The sequence below is a fragment of the Enterobacter quasiroggenkampii genome, assembly GCF_043972695.1.
GTDB classification, from domain to species: domain Bacteria; phylum Pseudomonadota; class Gammaproteobacteria; order Enterobacterales; family Enterobacteriaceae; genus Enterobacter; species Enterobacter quasiroggenkampii.
This window is the reverse complement of record NZ_CP143745.1, coordinates 2,469,071-2,488,544: the sequence shown is the minus strand read 5'-3', so window position 1 is coordinate 2,488,544 and position 19,474 is coordinate 2,469,071. Positions and strand designations below refer to the sequence as shown.

Sequence of the window (19,474 nt, the reverse complement as noted above, 5' to 3'; positions counted from 1 at the left end):
ATGTTAACCCGTGAACAGATGGCCATGCGCGTCGCCCGCGAGCTGCGCGACGGATATTACGTCAACCTGGGGATCGGCATTCCTACCCTGGTGGCGAACTACATTCCGGAAGGAATGGACGTGATGCTTCAGTCGGAAAACGGGCTGCTGGGGATGGGCGCGTTCCCTGACGAGCAGAGCCTCGACGCCGACATGATCAACGCCGGTAAACAGACCGTGACCGCACGGACGGGCGCGGCCATTTTCGACTCGGCCCAGTCGTTTGCCATGATCCGCGGCGGCCATGTTGACCTGACGGTGCTGGGCGCGTTTGAGGTGGACGTCGAAGGCAATATCGCCTCGTGGATGATCCCCGGAAAGATGGTCAAGGGGATGGGCGGCGCGATGGATCTCGTCGCCGGGGCGCAGAACATTATCGTGGTGATGACCCACGCGTCAAAAAGCGGTGAGTCAAAGCTGCTGTCGCGCTGCACGCTGCCGCTTACAGGCGCGGGCTGCATCCGCCGGGTCTTAACCGACCTCGCGCTGCTCGAGGTCGCGGACGGCGCGTTCATCCTGCGGGAATACGCCCCCGGCGTCAGTATCGACGAAATAGCGGTCAAGACGGCCGGAAAAATGATTGTGGCGGACGACGTTCGCGAGATGCGCTTTAGCTGAGGACTCAGTATGAAAGAGGTCATGATTGTCGGGGCAATGCGGACCCCCATTGGCAGTTTTCGCGGATCGCTCGCGCCCCTCTCTGCGGCTGAACTGGGGGCCGTCGCGGTTCATCGTCTGCTTGAAAACAGCGGTCTTCCTGCTGAGACGATAGATGAGGTGATTTTCGGCCAGGTGCTGACGGCGGGATGCGGACAAAACCCTGCGCGTCAGACGGCCATCGCCGCCGGGTTACCCGTCAGCACGCCAGCGACAACGGTCAACCTGGTGTGCGGCGCGGGATTAAAAGCGGTGCAGCTCGCCGCGCAGGCGATCCGCTGCGGCGACGCTGAGGTAGTGATTGCCGGCGGACAAGAGAGCATGAGCAACGCCCCCTATCTGCTGGACGGCGCGCGTTCAGGGCTGCGTTTTGGCCATACGGGCCTGCAGGACTGCATGATCACGGACGGTCTGTGGGACGCGTTCAACGATTACCACATGGGGATCACCGCTGAAAACGTCGCCCGGCAGTACGGCATTTCCCGCGAGCAGCAGGACGCCTTCGCTGCCCGGTCGCAGCAAAAAGCGGCCTCCGCCGCCGAAGCGGGCCGGTTTGATGCCGAGATAGCCCCGGTGACGGTGAGGCAGGGTAAAAAGCCGCCACTTATTGTCAGCCGTGACGAGCAGCCCCGGCCAGGCACCACCGCCGAGCAGCTTGCGCAGCTGCGCCCCGCCTTTTTGCAGGAGGAAGGCACGGTCACGGCGGGAAATGCCTCCACGCTCAACGACGGCGCCGCGGCGGTGCTGCTGATGAGCGGCGAAAAGGCGCGGGAGAGCGGTTTGCCGATTCTGGGGCGCATCGTGAGCTATGCCGTGACGGGCGTTGACCCGTCGGTGATGGGCATCGGGCCGGTCAGCGCCTGCCAGACGGCGCTGGCGCGGGCGGGCTGGACGCTCGATGACGTGGACCTCATCGAAGCCAATGAAGCCTTTGCCGCCCAGGCGCTGGCGGTGGGCCAGCAGCTCGGCTGGGATGAACGCAGGGTGAACGTTAACGGCGGCGCGATCGCCCTCGGTCATCCGATTGGCGCCTCCGGCTGCCGCATCCTCGTGACGCTGCTGTACGAAATGCAGCGCCGTGACGTCAAAAAGGGGCTCGTCACCCTGTGCGTAGGCGGCGGGCAAGGCATTGCCCTCACCGTCGAGCGTTAAACATCTCGTTGGTACCCGAATAATAATGACAGTGAGGAGTCGTGATGAGTGTATTAATTGCCCTGGCGGCGCTGGCGCTGCTGATGCTGGCGGCCTATCGCGGATATAGCGTGATTTTGTTTGCGCCGATTGCGGCGCTCGGTGCGGTACTGCTGACCGATCCGGGCGCCGTTGGCCCGACGTTTACCGGTCTGTTCATGGAAAAAATGGTGGGCTTCGTCAAGCTCTACTTCCCGGTGTTCCTGCTGGGGGCGGTGTTTGGCAAACTGATTGAGCTTTCCGGCTTCTCGCGCTCCATCGTCGCCGCCGCGATTCAGATCCTCGGCCGTCGCCACGCCATCCCGGTGATTGTCCTGGTGTGCGCGCTGTTAACCTACGGCGGCGTGTCGCTGTTCGTGGTGGCGTTTGCGGTTTACCCGTTCGCCGCGGAACTGTTCCGCCAGAGCGGCATCCCTAAACGGCTGATCCCGGCCACGGTAGCGCTGGGGGCATTCTCGTTTACCATGGATGCCCTGCCCGGCACGCCGCAGATCCAGAACATCATTCCCACCAGCTTCTTTGGTACCAACGCCTGGGCCGCGCCGTGGCTGGGGCTTATCGGCTCTCTGTTCATTATCGTCTTTGGCCTGCTCTGGCTGGAACGCCAGCGGCGCAAGGCGCTCAGCAACAATGAGGGTTACGGCACGGATCTGAAAAATGAACCGGAGACACCGGACAACATTAACCTTCCGCATCCGCTGATTGCCATCGCCCCGCTGCTGGTGGTGGGCATACTCAACCTGCTATTTACCCGCTGGATCCCCGGCTGGTACGGCACGAGCCACGAGCTGACCCTGCCCGGTCTGGCGAAACCGATCGTGACCGAGGTGAGCAAGATCACCGCCATCTGGGCCGTGGAGGCGGCGTTGATCGCCGGTATCGTGCTGGTGCTGATTTTTGGCTTCCGCAACATCCGGGGACGCCTGGCAGAAGGCAGCCGGACGGCGGTGAGCGGTGCCATTCTGGCGGCGATGAATACCGCCTCGGAGTACGGTTTCGGGGCGGTTATCGCCGCCCTGCCCGGTTTTCTGGTGTTATCCCACGCGCTGGCGGCCATTCCGAATCCGCTGCTGAATGAAGCCATCAGCGTGACCGTTCTCGCGGGGATCACCGGCTCGGCGTCCGGCGGGATGAGTATTGCGCTCGCCGCCATGTCCGACACGTTTGTCGCCGCCGCGCACGCCGCCAATATCCCGCTTGAGGTACTGCACCGCGTGGCGTCAATGGCGAGCGGGGGAATGGATACCCTACCCCATAACGGGGCGGTGATTACCCTGCTGGCTATCACTGGCCTGAGCCATCGCCAGGCCTACGGCGGCATTTTTGCTATCACGATTATTAAAAGTCTGGCAGTGCTTTTTGTCATTGCCGTGTTCTATCTGACCGGCATTGTGTAAGGAGAGAAAGATGAATCTGAACGGTAAAACCGCCCTGGTCACCGGCTCGACCAGCGGCATTGGCCTTGGGATCGCCCGCGTGCTGGCGAAGGCCGGGGCGCAGCTGATCCTCAACGGTTTCGGCGACAGCGAATCAGCAATTGTTGAGATTGCGCAACTGGGCAAAAAGCCGGGCTATCACGATGCGGACCTGCGTGACGTCCTGCAAATTGAAGCCCTGATGCGCTACGCCGAATCGCAGTTTGGCGGCGTGGACATTCTCGTCAACAACGCAGGCATACAGCACGTGGCGCCGGTTGACGCGTTTCCGGTGGAGAAATGGAACGACATTATCGCCATTAACCTCTCGTCGGTGTTTCACACCAGCCGGCTGGCGCTCCCTGCCATGCGCGAGAAAAACTGGGGGCGCATCATTAATATCGCCTCCGTTCACGGGCTGGTCGCGTCAAAAGAGAAGTCGGCCTACGTGGCAGCCAAGCACGGCGTGGTGGGCTTTACGAAATCGCTGGCGCTGGAAACCGCGCGCACCGGCATTACCGCCAATACGATCTGTCCCGGCTGGGTGATGACCCCGCTGGTGCAGCAGCAAATTGACAAACGTATCGCTGACGGCGTACCGCCGGAGCACGCTCGCGAACAGCTTCTGGCGGAAAAACAGCCTTCGGGCGAGTTTGTTACTCCGGAGCAACTGGGCGAACTGGCGCTGTTTTTGTGCAGCGACAGCGCCGTTAACGTTCGCGGCGCCGCGTGGAATATGGACGGCGGCTGGGTCGCGCAGTGATGTTCAGGCCGGGTAAGGCGAATCCGCCCCCCGGCCAAAAGACTAGCTTGAGCAGCTGACCTCCAGCCGCTTGCCCCAGTCAGGCGGGCGGCTGACGTAATCATCATCCCGGTCGGCAAACGGCGTGCGCAACGCCACGTGCAGACGGTGTAACTCGTCGTACTCGCCCTGCTCTGCCTGCTCAATCGCCCGCTGCGCCAGCCAGTTGCGCAACACCATCGCCGGGTTCGTGGCGTTCATCTGCGTCTGACGGGTCGCGTCATCCACCTGCTCCTGCTGCAGCCGCACGCGGTAGGATGCAAACCAGTCGTCAAACGCCTGTCTGTCAATAAACTCATCGCGCAGCGGCGAGGCGGCGCTGTGCTGCTCCGTCTGCCCCAGCATTCGGAAGGTGCGCGTGTAATCGCTGCCCTCGCGCGCCATCAGGGCAAACAGGCCATTGAGGATGTCGTTATCGCCCTTCTCCTGCGTCACCAGCCCCAGCTTATTGCGCATCAGCGTGCCATATTCCCGCAGTAAGATCTCCTGATAGCTGTCGAGCGCATCATTCAGGGCATCAACGTCGATAAACGGCGACAGGGTTTGCGCAAGCCGCTGCAGGTTCCACAGGCCCACCGCGGGCTGATTGTCAAAACTGTAGCGCCCCTGATAGTCGGAGTGGTTGCTGATATACCCTGGCTGATAATCATCCAGGAAACCAAACGGGCCGTAGTCAAAGGTCAACCCGAGAAGCGACATGTTGTCGGTATTCATGACGCCATGGGCAAAGCCTACCGTTTGCCAGCGGGCAATCAGGGTGGCGGTACGGGCCACCACGTCCCGGAACCAGAGAACGTATTTATCCGCCTCGTCCTGCCAGTGCGCCCAGTGGTGACGAATGGCAAAGTCTGCCAGCTGGCGCACCTTTTCCGGCTCGCGACGATAGTAAAAGTGCTCAAAATGGCCGAAGCGCAGATGGCTTTGCGCGATACGCATCAGCATAGCGCCCTTTTCCACGGTTTCGCGCACAACCGGCGTGTCGCTGGTCACGATCGACAGCGCTCGGGTGGTGGGGATACCCAGGGCATGCATCGCCTCGGAGCCCAGGCACTCGCGAATCGTTGAACGCAGAACCGCACGCCCGTCGCCCATCCGCGAATACGGCGTCAGGCCCGCGCCTTTCAGGTGCCAGTCAACCGTCTCCCCGTTGGGAAGCTGTTGTTCACCGAGCAGGATCCCCCTGCCGTCGCCCAGCTGTCCTGCCCAGACGCCAAACTGATGTCCGCTATAGACCTGAGCCAGGGGTTGCATACCGGCGAGAAGCGTTTCGCCTCCCCAGATGCCAGCGCTCTCTGAAAGCTGAAACAGCTCAGGCGGAATGGCCAACTCTTCTGCCAGCCGATCGTTATGCCAGATAAGACGTGAATTTTGTAATGGTGTGGGTTTGAGTGCGGTATAAAATCCCGGCAACTCGTCATGCCAGCGAGCAGTAAAAGACAGGGTCATAAGTCCTCCTGCTTTTAGTGTAGAGGGTTTACCCGGACTTAAACACGGGCGAAAGCAAGGGTTATCGCTGCTGAACCAGCGTAGTGACGTGTTCCGCCGAGACGGCAGGCCAGAGTGTTCCCTGCATGGCGCCAAAATTAAAGGACAGCACGCGCTGCAAGAGGCCGTGGTCATCAATGCCTGAGACAATCACAGACTGGCAGTGCGGCGTGATTTGCCAGAGGATGGCGCGCATAAAGGGCTCAAAAGAGAGTTCCGCCGCACGCTGCTGAATGAAGCCTTTATCCAGAATGACCCGTTTAAATAATCCATCGTAGACCGCCTTGAGCGATGCCGCGCCTGCGCCAAAGTTTGCCAGCACCAACGGAAAATGGATCGCCATTCTCGCCAGCTGAAGATCGTCCTTTCCGTTATTTAAACCTGGATAATTCTCATTAACAGTAAACTCAAGAAACGGATAACGCTCAAGAATTGAAACAGCGTTTCCATTACTTAATAAAAATTCAACTATTGCAGGTGTAATATTGATCCATGCAATTAACTGATGCTGAATAAAAAACAGTTTACAGGTATCAAGCAATTGCAATTTTTCGTTAAACAGCGTTAACTCTTCAGCCGCTGAAAGTCGTGGGATAACAAGCTCAGTGGGGATCCGCACATCGCTGCCGACGCCAGTAAAGTTAACCAGAATTTCTAAACCTTTAAGCTCCCCTGCGCTATTACGGGCAGGCAGAAGCAGCAGTTCAGACTGGTAAGCATTATCTAGCGTAATTATCATTGCACTCGCCCCGCATTAAAGATGAGAGAGGACATCCTGGAGCAATTGCCGACACAATTCCACTGTCTTGATTTTAATAAGATTAATTTCATTAGTTCCGTATTAATTTTCAGATTTATCCCTGAATCTAAAATAATCTTATCCTGGTTGCAGAATAATAGCCAGTTTTAGATAAAACAGACACATGCGGGATTCGCTAATTTTAGATAAATTTAACTTTAATCATCTTATTTGAGAAAAAACGGCATGTTTTATTCGTTTCCATGCCGTCATAAGAGAGGTATACGACGAAGACTATATACGTCGTGCCTGCCAGAAATTTTTACGCCAGTAGACATTATCCAGGGAAGAGCGCATCACGCCGCGGCTGGTTGACGCGTGAATGAACTGGTTGTCAGTGTCATAAATGCCCACATGAAGACCGCTTTCCCCCGATCCGGTTTTGAAGAAAACCAGGTCCCCGGGCAGAAGATCGTCTTTATCAATTTCCGTGCCGATTTCTGCCTGTTTGCGCGTTTCGCGCGGCAGCTGTAAATCAAACTTGTCGCGGAAGGTCATCAGAACGAAGCCGGAGCAATCCACACCGCCACGGCTCATACCGCCGTAGCGATAAGGCGTGCCGCGCCAGTTGCTCAGCTGATCGTTGAGGCTGGCGATGACGGTGATCGAATCTGAAAGCCGTGGGTTAGGCGGCGGTGCACGATGGCTACTGCATCCCGCAAGAAAAAGTGCGGCCATCAGGAGAAACCAGAATCGCATTTTCAGACGAATCCTCTGCTTTTTTTGTTCTTTTCGTAATTTAGCGTGCAACTGTACTCACAGGCAAGAAACGCTTACTCCTGCCCGGTCGAAATCAGCATCTTATGGCCCTCGATATCCAGCCTGCGGAACGACATGTTGTACGCGCGGGCAAGATTGGGCGGCGTCAGAACCTGATCCCGCGTGCCGCTGGCGATCATCTTCCCCTTCGCCAGCAGCCACACCCGATGGGCATGTCGCAAGGTGTGGTTGAGGTCATGGCTGCTCATCACCACGGCGATGCCTTTTCGGCTCAGCGCGCTTAGCAGCGTATCCAGGGCCGCCTGCTGCGCCACATCCAGACCGCTCATCGGTTCATCGAGAAGCAGCATCCGACCATGCGGGTTACCGGCCGGGTGGATCTGGACGATGACAGCCGCCAGACGCACCCGCTGCCATTCGCCGCCGGATAGCTGGCTGACATGCCGGGAGAGTTTATCTTCCAGCCCCAGCGCCGCGGCCACGTCCGCCAGCAGCGCCGTACGGTGTTTGTCGTGCAAATGCAGCATCAGATACTGCCAGACCGGCATCGCAAAGGGCGGCACCTGCTGCTGCACGAGATAGCTGCGCCGATGCGCCAGTGAGACCGGCGACCAGTCGGCCAGCGTATGCTCCAGCAACGTTATCTGCCCTTCTCCGGCAGTCATGCCCGCCATCCGTGCCAGCAGCGTGCTCTTTCCGGCGCCGTTTGGCCCGACAAGATGCAGGATTTCTCCCGCATTGACGGTGCCGGTTATCGGCTCCAGACGTCCCTTCTCGGCAACGTCCGTGAGCTGCATCAGCAGCGACATTATTTTGCCAGCGCCAGCTTGATAGATTCCATGACGATCGGATCTTCAGGGGTCATATCCGGTGAAAAACGCTGAACGACCTGGCCGTCGCGACCAATCAGGAATTTTTCGAAGTTCCAGAGTATATCGTCCGGGTAAAGCGGCGCGCGGCCTTTGCTGGCCATGCGTTCATAAAAACCGCTGCCCTCCGGCGCAACGGCTTTCGGTGCGGCAGCGATCAGCTTCGCATACAGCGGATGGCGGCCTTCCCCGTTGACATCGATTTTACTGAACAGCGGGAACGTCACGCCGTAAGTGGTGCTGCAGAAGGTTTTAATCTCCTCTTCGCTGCCCGGCTCCTGGCCCAGGAACTGGTTGCAGGGGAAGCCCAGTACGGTGAAACCGTCTTTTTCCCAGGCCTTCTGAATGTTTTCCAGCTGCTCGTACTGCGGCGTCAGGCCGCATTTGGATGCCACGTTAACGATCAGCAACACGTTGCCTTTGTAGCCTTCCAGCGTGGTTTTATCGCCATCAATGGTGGTCACTTCAGTATTCAGGATATCTGACTGCATAGCATTTCCTCAGGTTGTCGATTTAACGTCCAGTTTTTAATAGTAGCCAGATAAAGACCGGCGCGCCCAGCGTGGCGGTCACCACGCCGATAGGCAACTCTGCAGCCGTCAGGGCAAGCCGGGCGATGATATCAGCCACCAGCAGCGTGACGGCCCCGGCAACCGCCGAGGCCGGAAGCAGGGTTCGATGGTCCGTGAGGCCACACAGACGGAGCATGTGCGGGATCACCAGGCCAATAAAGCCAATCGCGCCCGCCAGGGCCACGCTGACGCCGACCAGCCAGCCAATGGCGATCACCAGCGCATTACGCCAGAACCCAATCGGCATGCCCAGCTGGCGGGCTGAGGTTTCACCCAGCGCGAGCATATTCAACGGCTGCGCCTGCAGGGCAGCCCACACGATGACCGGCACCAGCAGCGCCATCAGCCAGCCCTGCTGCCAGTCGACGCCGCCAAAGCCGCCCATCATCCAGTACATGAGCTGCCGCAGGTCAAAGGAGGTCGAGAAGTAGACCGCCCAGGTCATCAGCGCGCTGCAGATGATCCCCAGCGCCACGCCGGCAAGCAGCAGACGGCTGGTCGATAAATGCCGTCTGGCAAAACGAAGCAGGATGAGCGTTATCAGTAATGCGCCAAGGATCGCGCTCAGGCTAATACGCCATCCGGAGAGTTCGCCTCCGCCCAGCATTACCGCCGCAATCAGCCCCACGCCCGCACCGTTGGACACGCCGAGCAGCCCGGGCTCCGCCAGGGGATTCTCAAACAATGCCTGCATTATGGTGCCGCACAGCGCCAGCGCGGCGCCCACCAGCATCACCGCGACGGTCCGCGGCAGACGAATTTGCCAGACGAATAGCTGTCCGTCAGGCCCCCACCAGCTTTCGGGCCCTATCCATCGGTCACCGGCGCAGAGGCTAACGCCTGCGGCAATAATGAGCAGCAGCGCCAGCAAAAGCAGGCGACGCCGATCGGAACGGTGCTGGTGATGGGCATAATCAAGCATGTGTACGGTTTTAGTAGCGTGAGATGTAATTGATTTTACGGCGGGTTTACCAAAGAGCGCAAAGAAAAAAGGCCGCGTGGGCGGCCTTTTTAGTTAGTTCATATTACTCTGCTTTGGGCGTTGCGTTTTCGACACGGCTTTTTAACTTCTGGCCGGGTCTGAAGGTCACCACGCGGCGGGCTGTAATGGGAATATCTTCCCCCGTCTTCGGGTTGCGGCCCGGACGTTGGTTTTTGTCGCGCAAATCAAAATTGCCAAAACCGGAGAGTTTTACCTGCTCACCATTTTCCAGAGCACGACGGATCTCTTCGAAAAACAGCTCTACCAGCTCTTTGGCATCCCGTTTGCTAAGCCCAAGCTTATCAAACAGATATTCTGACATTTCAGCTTTTGTAAGCGCCATAGGTTCAATCCCTCAATGATGCCTGGAATCGCTCTTTTAATGCCTCTACACATTTGGCGACGGTAGCGGCAATCTCCTCTTCTTCGAGTGTACGGCTGGTATCCTGAAGGATCAGGCTGATAGCCAGGCTCTTAAAGCCCTCTGCTACGCCCTTGCCGCGGTACACGTCAAATAAGTTTACGCCAACTACCTGATTTACGCCAACTTTCTTACATTCGGCCAAAATATCTGCTGCGGGCACATTTTCCGCGACCACAACCGCGATATCACGGCGGTTTGCCGGGAAGCGGGAGACGTCCTGAGCCTGAGGAATCACGCGGTCTGCCACCAGGTTCCATTCCAGCTCGAACACGATGGTACGGCCGTTCAGGTCCAGTTTACGCTCCAGTTCAGGGTGAACAACCCCAATAAAACCAATGCGTTTGCCGTCTAAATAGAGGGCAGCGCTCTGGCCTGGATGCAGGGCCGGGTTGGCTTCTGCGCGGAATTCAATTTCAGATAATTTACCGGTCAGATCCAGAATCGCTTCCAGATCGCCCTTCATATCGTAGAAATCAACCGTGCCTTTTGCCAGGTCCCAGTGTTCTTCATAGCGGTTACCGCTGATGGCGCCAGCCAGCATGAGATCCTGACGGATGCCTAAATTTGCCTGATTATCCGGTACAAAGCGCAAACCGCTTTCGAAAATTCGCACGCGGTTTTGCTGGCGATTCTGGTTATAAACGATAGTGCCCAGCAGGCCCGTCCACAGGGACAGACGCATCGCGGACATTTCGCTGGAGATTGGGCTTGGCAGGATCAGCGCTTCCTGACCCGGGTGGATCAGCTGCTGCAGTTTTGGATCAACAAAGCTGTAGGTGATCACTTCCTGGTAGCCTTTGTCGTTCAGCATGGTTTTCACACGCTTCAGGGACAGGTCGGCTTCACGGTGGGTGCCCATCACCAGACCGGCCTGTACAGGCTCGTCAGGGATGTTGTTGTAGCCATAAACACGGGCCACTTCTTCCACCAGATCTTCTTCAATTTCCATGTCGAAACGCCATGATGGCGCAACGGCTTTCCACTCGTCCTGGCCTTCGGTCACTTCACAGCCCAGACGCTTCAGGATATCGGTCACCTGCGCATCGGCAACATGGTGCCCAATCAGACGATCCAGCTTGCTGCGGCGCAGGGTGATGGTCGCACGCTTCGGCAGCGTGGCTTCGTTGGTGACGTCGATCACCGGGCCCGCTTCGCCCCCGCAGATGTCGATCAGCAGGCGGGTGGCACGCTCCATTGCTTTGTACTGCAGCGCCGGGTCAACGCCACGCTCGTAGCGATGAGACGCATCGGTGTGCAGACCATGACGGCGTGCGCGACCGGTGATAGAGAGCGGGCTGAAGAACGCGCACTCCAGCAGCACGTTTTGGGTTTCGTCGTTGACGCCAGAATGCTCGCCACCGAAGATACCGCCCATTGCCAGCGCTTTGCTGTGGTCAGCAATCACCAGGGTGTCGGCGTTCAGTTTCGCTTCGCTGCCGTCCAGCAGAACCAGGGTTTCACCCTCTTTCGCCATGCGCACCACAATGCCGCCTTCGATACGATCTTTATCGAACGCGTGCATTGGCTGGCCCAGCTCCAGCAGAACGTAGTTGGTCACGTCAACCACGGCGTCGATAGAGCGGATACCGCAGCGGCGCAGCTTCTCTTTCATCCACAGCGGGGTTGGCGCCTTAACGTTGATGCCTTTCACCACGCGACCGAGGTAGCGCGGGCAGGCATCCGCAGCGTCAACCTGAATAGGCAGCACGTCACTGATGGTCGCTTCAACCGGCGCAATGTCCGGCGCGTTCAGTTCGGTCTGATTCAGCACGGCAACGTCGCGCGCCACGCCGATGATCCCTAAGCAGTCGGCACGGTTTGGCGTAACGCTGATTTCGATGGTGTTGTCATCAAGCTTCAGGTACTCACGGATATCGGTGCCGATTGGCGCATCCAGCGGCAGCTCAATGATGCCGTTGTGATCGTCGGAAATACCCAGTTCGGAGAAGGAACACAGCATGCCTTCAGACGGCTCGCCGCGCAGCTTAGCCGCTTTGATTTTGAAATCGCCCGGCAGTACCGCACCGACGGTCGCCACGGCCACTTTCAGCCCCTGACGGCAGTTTGGCGCACCGCAGACGATATCCAGCAGACGGTCACCGCCTACGTTTACTTTTGTTACGCGCAGTTTGTCCGCGTTAGGATGCTGGCCGCACTCTACCACTTCGCCGACGACCACGCCGTTGAATGCGCCGGAAACCGGCTCAACGCCGTCCACTTCCAGACCTGCCATGGTGATCTGGTTAGAAAGCGCGTCGCTGTCCAGCGTGGTGTTCACCCACTCGCGTAACCACAGTTCACTGAATTTCATTGTTCTGTCCTGCCCTTATTTAAACTGTTTGAGGAAACGCAGATCGTTTTCGAAGAATGCACGTAAGTCTGTCACGCCGTAGCGCAGCATGGTCAGACGCTCCATGCCCATACCGAAGGCAAAGCCGGAGTAAACTTCCGGATCGATACCCACGTTACGCAGTACGTTTGGATGCACCATGCCGCAGCCCAGCACTTCCAGCCATTTGCCGTTTTTGCCCATCACGTCAACTTCCGCAGACGGTTCAGTGAACGGGAAGTAGGACGGACGGAAACGAACCTGCAGATCTTCCTCAAAGAAGTTGTTCAGGAAATCGTGCAGCGTACCCTTCAGGTTGGTAAAGCTGATGTTTTTATCAACAATCAGGCCTTCCATCTGGTGGAACATTGGGGTGTGGGTCTGATCGTAGTCGTTACGATAGACGCGGCCCGGCGCGATAATACGGATTGGCGGTGCCTGATCCTTCATGGTACGGATCTGAACGCCGGAGGTCTGAGTACGCAGCAGACGCGTCGCGTCGAACCAGAAAGTGTCGTGGTCAGCGCGTGCCGGATGATGGCCAGGAATGTTCAGGGCATCGAAGTTGTGGTAATCATCTTCGATTTCCGGGCCAGTCGCCACGGTAAAGCCGAGCTCACCGAAGAAACTTTCAATGCGATCGATGGTACGGGTAACCGGGTGCAGACCGCCGTTCTCGATGCGGCGACCCGGCAGAGAGACGTCGATCGTCTCTGCGGCCAGACGCGCATTCAGCACCGCGCTTTCCAGCTCGGCTTTGCGTGCGTTCAGCGCCTGCTGTACCTGCTCTTTGGCTTCGTTAATCACCGCCCCCGCTGCCGGGCGTTCTTCTGGCGGCAGCTCACGCAGGGTTGTCATTTGAAGGGTCAAGTGCCCTTTCTTCCCAAGATATTCGACGCGGACATTGTCTAACGCGGCAACATCTGAGGCCTGATTAATGGCGGCTGTTGCACTGGCAACCAGCTCTGCGAGATGTGACATGATTTTCCTCATTATGTCGGTGCAGACACCGATTTGGTGGAGTTATTCTCTCAAATTCAGGCACAAAAAAAGCCTCCATCGGGAGGCTTATCTGGCGCTGTTTTTCGTTTCATCTTTCACGCGCTAGCCCCCTGAAGTCAGGTGCTAAAGTAAAAGAAGAAGCGGAAAATAGCAGCATTCATGCTTGCGTTACCTTGTTGGGTAAAAACCGTTGAGACCTTATTGAAAAGCCTGCACGGGTAAATGTCAATCTTCTTACAGGGTTATATGAAAAGAGGGAGCCAGGCCCCCTCTCTCAACTGGCTTATGCCAGTGCTGCTTTCGCTTTTTCGACCAGAGCGGTGAACGCTACTTTGTCGAATACTGCGATGTCAGCCAGGATCTTACGGTCGATTTCAACAGAGGCTTTTTTCAGGCCGTTGATGAATTTGCTGTAAGAAATACCGTTCTGACGTGCTGCTGCGTTGATACGCGCAATCCACAGTTGACGGAACTGACGCTTACGCTGACGACGGTCACGGTAAGCGTACTGACCTGCTTTGATAACAGCCTGGAAGGCAACGCGGTATACGCGTGAACGCGCACCGTAGTAGCCTTTAGCTTGTTTCAAAATTTTCTTGTGACGTGCACGTGCAATTACACCACGTTTTACGCGAGCCATGTGTGCTCTCCTGTATCTATTCTAAGTTAAAAAAGTTAAACGAAACGACTTATGCGTACGGCAGGCACGCGATGACCAGGCCCAGATCGCCTTTAGAAACCATGGCTTTTGGACGCAGGTGACGTTTACGCTTGGTAGCTTTCTTAGTCAGAATGTGACGCAGGTTAGCGTGCTTGTGCTTAAAACCACCTTTACCGGTTTTTTTGAAGCGCTTAGCAGCACCGCGTACGGTCTTAATTTTTGGCATTTTAATAACTTCCACTTCGCATTGTTAAATAAACGAAACATAGGCGAACAAAACCTATGAAACCCGAAGGCTCCACAGATTTTGCTGCTTGAAGGCCTTACTGTTTCTTCTTAGGAGCGAGCACCATGATCATCTGGCGGCCTTCGATCTTCGTAGGGAAGGATTCGACTACTGCCAGTTCACTCAGATCGTCACGGACGCGGTTAAGCACTTCCATACCAATCTGTTGGTGGGCCATCTCACGACCGCGGAAACGCAGTGTGATCTTGGCCTTATCGCCATCTTCCAGAAAGCGAATCAGGCTGCGGAGTTTTACCTGATAATCGCCATCGTCGGTACCAGGACGGAATTTGATTTCCTTAACCTGGATAACTTTTTGCTTCTTCTTCTGTTCCTTAGAAGACTTACTCTTTTCATAAAGGAACTTGCCGTAGTCCATGATACGACAAACTGGCGGTTCGGCGTTAGGGCTGATTTCAACTAAATCTACTCCAGCTTCTTCAGCCTTTTCGATTGCTTCTCTCAGACTCACAATCCCCAGCTGCTCGCCTTCCAGACCTGTTAAGCGAACTTCCTGGGCGCGAATCTCGCCATTGATACGATTCGGACGTGCCGTTTGAACTCGTTTTCCGCCTTTAATACCTTATTCCTCCAGTTGTTGAAGACTGCGGCTGCGAATCTCTTGTTGCAGCTTCTCAATCACTTCACTTACGTCCAGGCTGCCCAGGTCTTTACCACGGCGGGTGCGAACGGCAACTTTGCCTGCTTCCACCTCTTTATCACCACAGACCAACATATACGGGACACGACGTAAAGTGTGCTCGCGGATTTTAAAGCCAATCTTCTCATTTCTCAAGTCTGCTTTTACGCGAATGCCCGCATTTTGTAGTTTCTGCGTCAATTCTTTAACGTAATCTGCCTGAGAATCGGTAATGTTCATCACCACCACCTGCACCGGCGCAAGCCAGGTTGGGAAGAAGCCGGCGAACTCTTCGGTCAGGATGCCGATGAAGCGCTCCAGAGAACCGAGAATGGCACGGTGAATCATTACCGGCACCTGACGCTCGTTGTCTTCGCCAACATAAGAGGCGCTTAAACGCTGCGGCAGGGAGAAGTCCAGCTGTACAGTACCGCACTGCCATGCGCGATCGAGGCAGTCATACAGGGTAAATTCAATTTTCGGACCGTAGAATGCGCCCTCGCCCAGCTGGTATTCGAACGGAATGCCGTTCTCTTCCAGCGCCACGGCGAGATCCGCTTCTGCGCGATCCCAGGTCTCATCGCTACCGATACGTTTTTCCGGACGCGTTGAGAGTTTGACCACGATCTTCTCGAAGCCAAAGGTGCTGTACATATCGTAGACCATACGGATACAGGCGTTAACTTCGTCACGAACCTGATCTTCGGTACAGAAGATATGCGCGTCATCCTGCGTAAAGCCACGCACACGCATCAGACCGTGCAGCGCACCTGATGGCTCGTTACGGTGGCAGCTACCGAACTCCGCCATACGCAGCGGCAGGTCACGGTAGGATTTCAGACCCTGGTTGAAGATCTGAACGTGCCCCGGGCAGTTCATTGGCTTGATGCAGTATTCACGGTTCTCAGACGAGGTGGTGAACATCGCATCTTTGTAGTTGTCCCAGTGGCCGGTTTTTTCCCACAGCACACGGTCCATCATGAACGGGCCTTTCACTTCCTGATACTGGTACTCTTTCAGCTTGGAGCGTACGAAAGTTTCCAGTTCACGGAAGATGGTCCAGCCGTCGTTATGCCAGAACACCATACCCGGCGCTTCTTCCTGCATGTGGTACAGGTCAAGCTGCTTACCGATTTTACGGTGGTCACGCTTCGCCGCCTCTTCCAGGCGCAGCAGGTAGGCGTTCAGGGCTTTTTTATCGGCCCACGCGGTACCATAGATACGCTGCAACATCTTGTTGTTGCTGTCGCCACGCCAGTAGGCGCCGGCGATCTTCATCAGCTTAAAGTGATGACAGAAGCGCATGTTCGGCACGTGCGGTCCACGGCACATGTCGACGTATTCTTCGTGATGGTACAAGCCAGGCTTGTCATCATGCGAAATGTTTTCGTCAAGAATCGAGACCTTATAGCTCTCGCCACGCTTCACGAAGGTTTCACGCGCTTCGTGCCAGCTGACTTTCTTCTTGATGACGTCATAGTTTGTTTCGGCGAGCTCGTGCATACGTTTTTCGAGCGCGTCGATATCTTCCTGAGTCAGGGTGTGGTCAAGGTCAACGTCGTAGTAGAAACCATTATCGATAACCGGACCGATCGCCATTTTGGTGTTTGGCCACAGCTGTTTGATGGCATGGCCTAACAGGTGCGCGCAGGAGTGACGAATGATCTCCAGACCTTCTTCATCTTTTGCGGTGATGATCGCAAGCGTCGCATCGTTTTCGATCAGATCGGAGGCATCTACCAGCTCACCGTTAACGCGGCCGGCGATAGTCGCTTTCGCGAGACCAGGACCGATGTCCAGGGCAACATCCATTGGGCTAACAGCACGGTCGAAATGGCGTTGGCTGCCATCAGGAAGAGTAATTACAGGCATTTTATATCCTTATTTGCAGTGATGCCCCACACATAAGAGCATATACAAAGAAAATAATCGTGATTTGACAATAGATTACGACACCATCTGACCAACAATCGTCAAATTGGTTCGTCATCATTCACCTGCCGGAAAATCAGACAACGCCGGATATACGGCAAGCCTTGCAATGTTAACACTAACAAAAGGGAGATTGCACCCTCTGCTGGCAGATTGATGTGCTGGCACTTTCGCATGAATTTGCAGGTCGCATGATCCCGGTGCTCGCATTTCAAAGATGCTGGGCTAATCTTGAACAGGTCTTTAAACCCAAAGGTGCATACTATGAACGTATCCAGTAGAACGGTTGTGATTTTAAACATCCTTTCCGCCACCGGTTTATTGTTGATTCTCGCCGAACGATTCCACTGGTTCTGAGCCGAACTCTGCGCTGGCATAACCCAATCGTTCCTGAGTAGGGGCATATTTCGGCCCTGTTTGGTAGACTGTGGGTATCAACGAACAAGGATTAGGTTATGCCAACAAAACGATTTGCCGTAAAACACTGGAAAATGGTGCTGGTGCTGATCGCCATCTGCGGCGCAATGCTGTTACTCCGTTGGGCGGCAATGATTTGGGGTTAGGGGCGAATACAGCTCATCAGAAGGGACGTCACAAGACCAGACAGAATAAACGGGCCGACATGATCATCGGCCCGTTTTCATTACATTCTATAACCCAGTGAAACAGTGGTTCTGCGGTCGGTATGATCCGGTGCAGACTCGGGTGGTGAAGAGTTCCAGGTCACGTTGTAGGCGACTTTCAGACCAAAGTGTTCGTTAATGGCCACGTTCAGCGCCGTCTCAGAGTTCAGCGTCGTATCGTCGGCACCAAATACAGAAACACCCTGGGTAAATTTGGTGTTGTCAGTCATCTGCCAGGCGTAGGTGCCGGAAGCGTAACCGAGCGGTTGGGTTTTGGTATCGCCATTGGTGTACTCGTCATAACGCACACCCGGACCGAATTCAAAACGGAGGCTGTGTACCGGACCGTTCAGGAACTGACGACCATAACCCGCGGTGAACACGTCACGCTGGCGATAACCATTGTAACGGTCGGTTAACCAGCTTGCCTGACCAAACAGGTAATCATAGTCGGTCATGTTGTAACGGCTACGTCCGCCTACCGCATATTTCTCGGAAGAGCGTTCGTCATTAGCGGACGTATTGCTGGCATTACCCCACAGAGACCAGGCGGTGGTATTACCGTACCAGGTAAGCGTACTGTCCGCCGTCAGAGAAGAGCTTTTCGTGTTACCGGATTGTGCCAGGTACCCAGCGTTCAGGTTACCTTCAAACGGTTTTTTCGCGGTGGAGGGATCGTCCATGACAGTAAAAACGGAATCATCGGCGGTCGCGTTCATAGCCGCAAACACGCCACCCGCCAGCATCAGTGCAGCGGGAACTGTCTTTAAAAGCTTCATTTTATTAAGGAGTCCGTACAACAAAAAAAGAGACCACACGGTCCCGGAATCTTTCTTGAGGATCAATGACAAGGCGTCCAGAGAAAGGTAACAAATTATAAAAAGCCGCAAATAACATAGCAATGTTTTCTTATTTCATTTTTTGAATAAGAACGATCCCAAAAAGCGTTTTATTTTATATATCTCCGGTCTAACTTTTATTCAGTATTCATATTTAAAATCATACTGTTATTTACGTTGCCTTCCTGACAAATGGTGCCAGACTAAAAGGAACCCATGCTAAAAGGAGGTAATGATGGTTTCTATCTACACCCTGACGCTCTCCCCTTCCCTTGATTCCGCCACCCTGACGCCGCAGATTTACCCGGAAGGTAAATTGCGCTGTAGCGCCCCGGTCTTTGAGCCCGGCGGTGGCGGTATCAACGTGGCGCGCGCCATTACCTATCTCGGCGGCAAGGCCACGGCCATTTTTCCCGCAGGCGGTGCCACCGGCGAACACCTGGTCTCTCTGCTGGCAGATGAACAGGTTGCCGTAGAGACCGTCGAGGCGAAAGACTGGACGCGGCAAAACCTGCATGTCCACGTTGAATCCAGCGGCGAGCAGTACCGGTTTGTCATGCCGGGCGCGAAACTCACCGATGACGAGTTTCGTCAGCTTGAAGAGAAAGTACTGACCATTGAAAGCGGCGCGCTGCTGGTGGTAAGCGGCAGCCTGCCCCCCGGCGTCAGCACGGAAAAATTAACCGCGCTTATTCAGGCGGCGCAGCAACGCGGTATCCGCTGCATCGTTGACAGCAGCGGCGAGGCCCTGCAGGCGGCCTTAGTGCCGGGCAATCTTGAACTGGTCAAACCCAACCAGAAAGAGTTAAGCGCGCTGGTCAACCGCGACTTGACGCAGCCTGACGATGTGCGCACCGCCGCGCAGGAGCTGGTGCGCAGCGGCAAAGCGCGGCGCGTGGTGGTTTCCCTTGGTCCGCAGGGGGCACTGGCCGTCGATGAAACGTCGTCCGTTCAGGTTGTTCCTCCGCCAATGAAGAGCCAGAGCACGGTTGGCGCGGGTGACAGCATGGTAGGCGCGATGACGCTTAAGCTGGCGCAGGGCGCGTCACTGCTGGAGATGACGCGCTACGGCGTGGCGGCGGGTAGCGCCGCTACCATCAACCAGGGCACGCGTCTCTGTTCGCTGGCCGATACGCAAAAAATTGTCGATTATCTGTCCCGAAATTAACCCCTGTTCCCCTTCATCCTTATGGAGGGGAATGTCATC

General features: G+C 56.0%; 22 protein-coding genes and 1 other annotated feature. Of the genes, 7 read left to right on the top strand and 15 right to left on the bottom strand.

The features are described from left to right. From V1572_RS11900 to V1572_RS11885, 4 genes are read left to right on the top strand one after another with little or no spacing between them, the layout of a single operon-like run. Positions 1 to 657 carry a CoA transferase subunit B gene (locus V1572_RS11900; RefSeq protein ID WP_395299134.1) on the top strand — a complete coding sequence of 219 codons (657 nt, stop codon included), beginning with the start codon at positions 1 to 3 and terminating at the stop codon, positions 655 to 657. Positions 658 to 666: 9 nt separating this feature from the next. Continuing rightward, positions 667 to 1,848 carry an acetyl-CoA C-acetyltransferase gene (locus V1572_RS11895; RefSeq protein WP_395299133.1) on the top strand — a complete coding sequence of 394 codons (1,182 nt, stop codon included), beginning with the start codon at positions 667 to 669 and terminating at the stop codon, positions 1,846 to 1,848. A gap of 41 nt (positions 1,849 to 1,889) precedes the next feature. Next, complete coding sequence (locus V1572_RS11890; RefSeq protein WP_176252831.1) at positions 1,890 to 3,284, top strand: GntP family permease; 1,395 nt, start codon at positions 1,890 to 1,892, stop codon at positions 3,282 to 3,284. 10 nt (positions 3,285 to 3,294) lie between these two features. Beyond that, on the top strand, positions 3,295 to 4,065 hold the full coding sequence (locus V1572_RS11885) for a 3-hydroxybutyrate dehydrogenase (RefSeq protein WP_111966866.1): 771 nt from the start codon (positions 3,295 to 3,297) through the stop codon (positions 4,063 to 4,065). Positions 4,066 to 4,107: 42 nt separating this feature from the next. On the opposite strand, the gene selO is transcribed toward V1572_RS11885, so the two are convergent. The 14 genes from selO to thrS all read right to left on the bottom strand — a co-directional run bounded on the left by selO (position 4,108) and on the right by thrS (position 16,745). Next, positions 4,108 to 5,550 (bottom strand): protein adenylyltransferase SelO, encoded by a 1,443-nt coding sequence (gene selO, locus V1572_RS11880; RefSeq protein ID WP_395299132.1) that lies wholly within the window; start codon positions 5,548 to 5,550, stop codon positions 4,108 to 4,110. A 61-nt stretch (positions 5,551 to 5,611) separates the two neighbouring features. Continuing rightward, positions 5,612 to 6,328: an EAL domain-containing protein gene (locus tag V1572_RS11875; RefSeq protein ID WP_048027544.1), complete on the bottom strand. Its 717-nt coding sequence runs from the start codon at positions 6,326 to 6,328 to the stop codon at positions 5,612 to 5,614. A gap of 294 nt (positions 6,329 to 6,622) precedes the next feature. Then, a complete protein-coding gene (locus tag V1572_RS11870; RefSeq protein ID WP_008500650.1) occupies positions 6,623 to 7,087 on the bottom strand; it encodes an NlpC/P60 family protein in 465 nt (154 codons plus the stop codon). 74 nt (positions 7,088 to 7,161) lie between these two features. Beyond that, positions 7,162 to 7,917, bottom strand: coding sequence for a vitamin B12 ABC transporter ATP-binding protein BtuD (gene btuD / locus V1572_RS11865; protein WP_045910266.1), 756 nt, complete (start codon positions 7,915 to 7,917; stop codon positions 7,162 to 7,164). Beyond that, entirely contained in the window at positions 7,917 to 8,468 is a 552-nt protein-coding gene (locus tag V1572_RS11860; protein WP_048027541.1) for a glutathione peroxidase, read from the bottom strand. The genes btuD and V1572_RS11860 overlap by 1 nt, the downstream gene beginning before the upstream one ends. Before the next feature lie 22 nt (positions 8,469 to 8,490). Further along, positions 8,491 to 9,471, bottom strand: coding sequence for a vitamin B12 ABC transporter permease BtuC (gene btuC, locus V1572_RS11855; RefSeq protein WP_395299131.1), 981 nt, complete (start codon positions 9,469 to 9,471; stop codon positions 8,491 to 8,493). 103 nt (positions 9,472 to 9,574) lie between these two features. Further along, positions 9,575 to 9,874, bottom strand: a complete 300-nt coding sequence (ihfA, locus tag V1572_RS11850) for an integration host factor subunit alpha (RefSeq protein WP_003857805.1) — start codon at positions 9,872 to 9,874, stop codon at positions 9,575 to 9,577. Between the two features lie 4 nt (positions 9,875 to 9,878). Continuing rightward, complete coding sequence (gene pheT, locus V1572_RS11845; RefSeq protein WP_111966868.1) at positions 9,879 to 12,266, bottom strand: phenylalanine--tRNA ligase subunit beta; 2,388 nt, start codon at positions 12,264 to 12,266, stop codon at positions 9,879 to 9,881. A gap of 15 nt (positions 12,267 to 12,281) precedes the next feature. Then, a complete protein-coding gene (pheS, locus tag V1572_RS11840; RefSeq protein ID WP_021241084.1) occupies positions 12,282 to 13,265 on the bottom strand; it encodes a phenylalanine--tRNA ligase subunit alpha in 984 nt (327 codons plus the stop codon). 62 nt (positions 13,266 to 13,327) lie between these two features. After that, positions 13,328 to 13,452, bottom strand: a sequence feature (Phe leader region). Next, on the bottom strand, positions 13,403 to 13,447 hold the full coding sequence (gene pheM, locus V1572_RS11835; RefSeq protein WP_001386830.1) for a pheST operon leader peptide PheM: 45 nt from the start codon (positions 13,445 to 13,447) through the stop codon (positions 13,403 to 13,405). It overlaps the preceding feature by 45 nt. 117 nt (positions 13,453 to 13,569) lie before the next feature. After that, on the bottom strand, positions 13,570 to 13,926 hold the full coding sequence (gene rplT, locus V1572_RS11830; protein WP_000124850.1) for a 50S ribosomal protein L20: 357 nt from the start codon (positions 13,924 to 13,926) through the stop codon (positions 13,570 to 13,572). Positions 13,927 to 13,975: 49 nt separating this feature from the next. After that, a complete protein-coding gene (gene rpmI, locus V1572_RS11825) occupies positions 13,976 to 14,173 on the bottom strand; it encodes a 50S ribosomal protein L35 (protein ID WP_001124225.1) in 198 nt (65 codons plus the stop codon). A 97-nt stretch (positions 14,174 to 14,270) separates the two neighbouring features. After that, positions 14,271 to 14,813, bottom strand: a complete 543-nt coding sequence (gene infC / locus V1572_RS11820; RefSeq protein ID WP_023616141.1) for a translation initiation factor IF-3 — start codon at positions 14,811 to 14,813, stop codon at positions 14,271 to 14,273. Positions 14,814 to 14,816: 3 nt separating this feature from the next. After that, the gene (gene thrS, locus V1572_RS11815) at positions 14,817 to 16,745 is read right to left on the bottom strand and encodes a threonine--tRNA ligase (protein ID WP_008500657.1); all 1,929 of its coding nucleotides are present in this window, start codon (positions 16,743 to 16,745) and stop codon (positions 14,817 to 14,819) included. Positions 16,746 to 17,069: 324 nt separating this feature from the next. Here thrS and yncL point away from each other — a divergent pair, with 324 nt between their 5' ends. Together yncL and yniD are read left to right on the top strand one after the other, a co-directional pair. Next, a complete protein-coding gene (gene yncL, locus V1572_RS11810; protein ID WP_021241082.1) occupies positions 17,070 to 17,162 on the top strand; it encodes a stress response membrane protein YncL in 93 nt (30 codons plus the stop codon). Between the two features lie 98 nt (positions 17,163 to 17,260). Next, positions 17,261 to 17,368, top strand: coding sequence for a small membrane protein YniD (yniD, locus tag V1572_RS11805; protein ID WP_008500658.1), 108 nt, complete (start codon positions 17,261 to 17,263; stop codon positions 17,366 to 17,368). Between the two features lie 80 nt (positions 17,369 to 17,448). Here the strand turns inward: yniD and V1572_RS11800 are convergent, their stop codons facing one another. Next, positions 17,449 to 18,207 carry a YdiY family protein gene (locus V1572_RS11800; protein WP_021241081.1) on the bottom strand — a complete coding sequence of 253 codons (759 nt, stop codon included), beginning with the start codon at positions 18,205 to 18,207 and terminating at the stop codon, positions 17,449 to 17,451. 295 nt (positions 18,208 to 18,502) lie between these two features. Here V1572_RS11800 and pfkB point away from each other — a divergent pair, with 295 nt between their 5' ends. After that, positions 18,503 to 19,435, top strand: a complete 933-nt coding sequence (gene pfkB, locus V1572_RS11795) for a 6-phosphofructokinase II (protein ID WP_395299988.1) — start codon at positions 18,503 to 18,505, stop codon at positions 19,433 to 19,435. Positions 19,436 to 19,474: the final 39 nt, after the last annotated feature.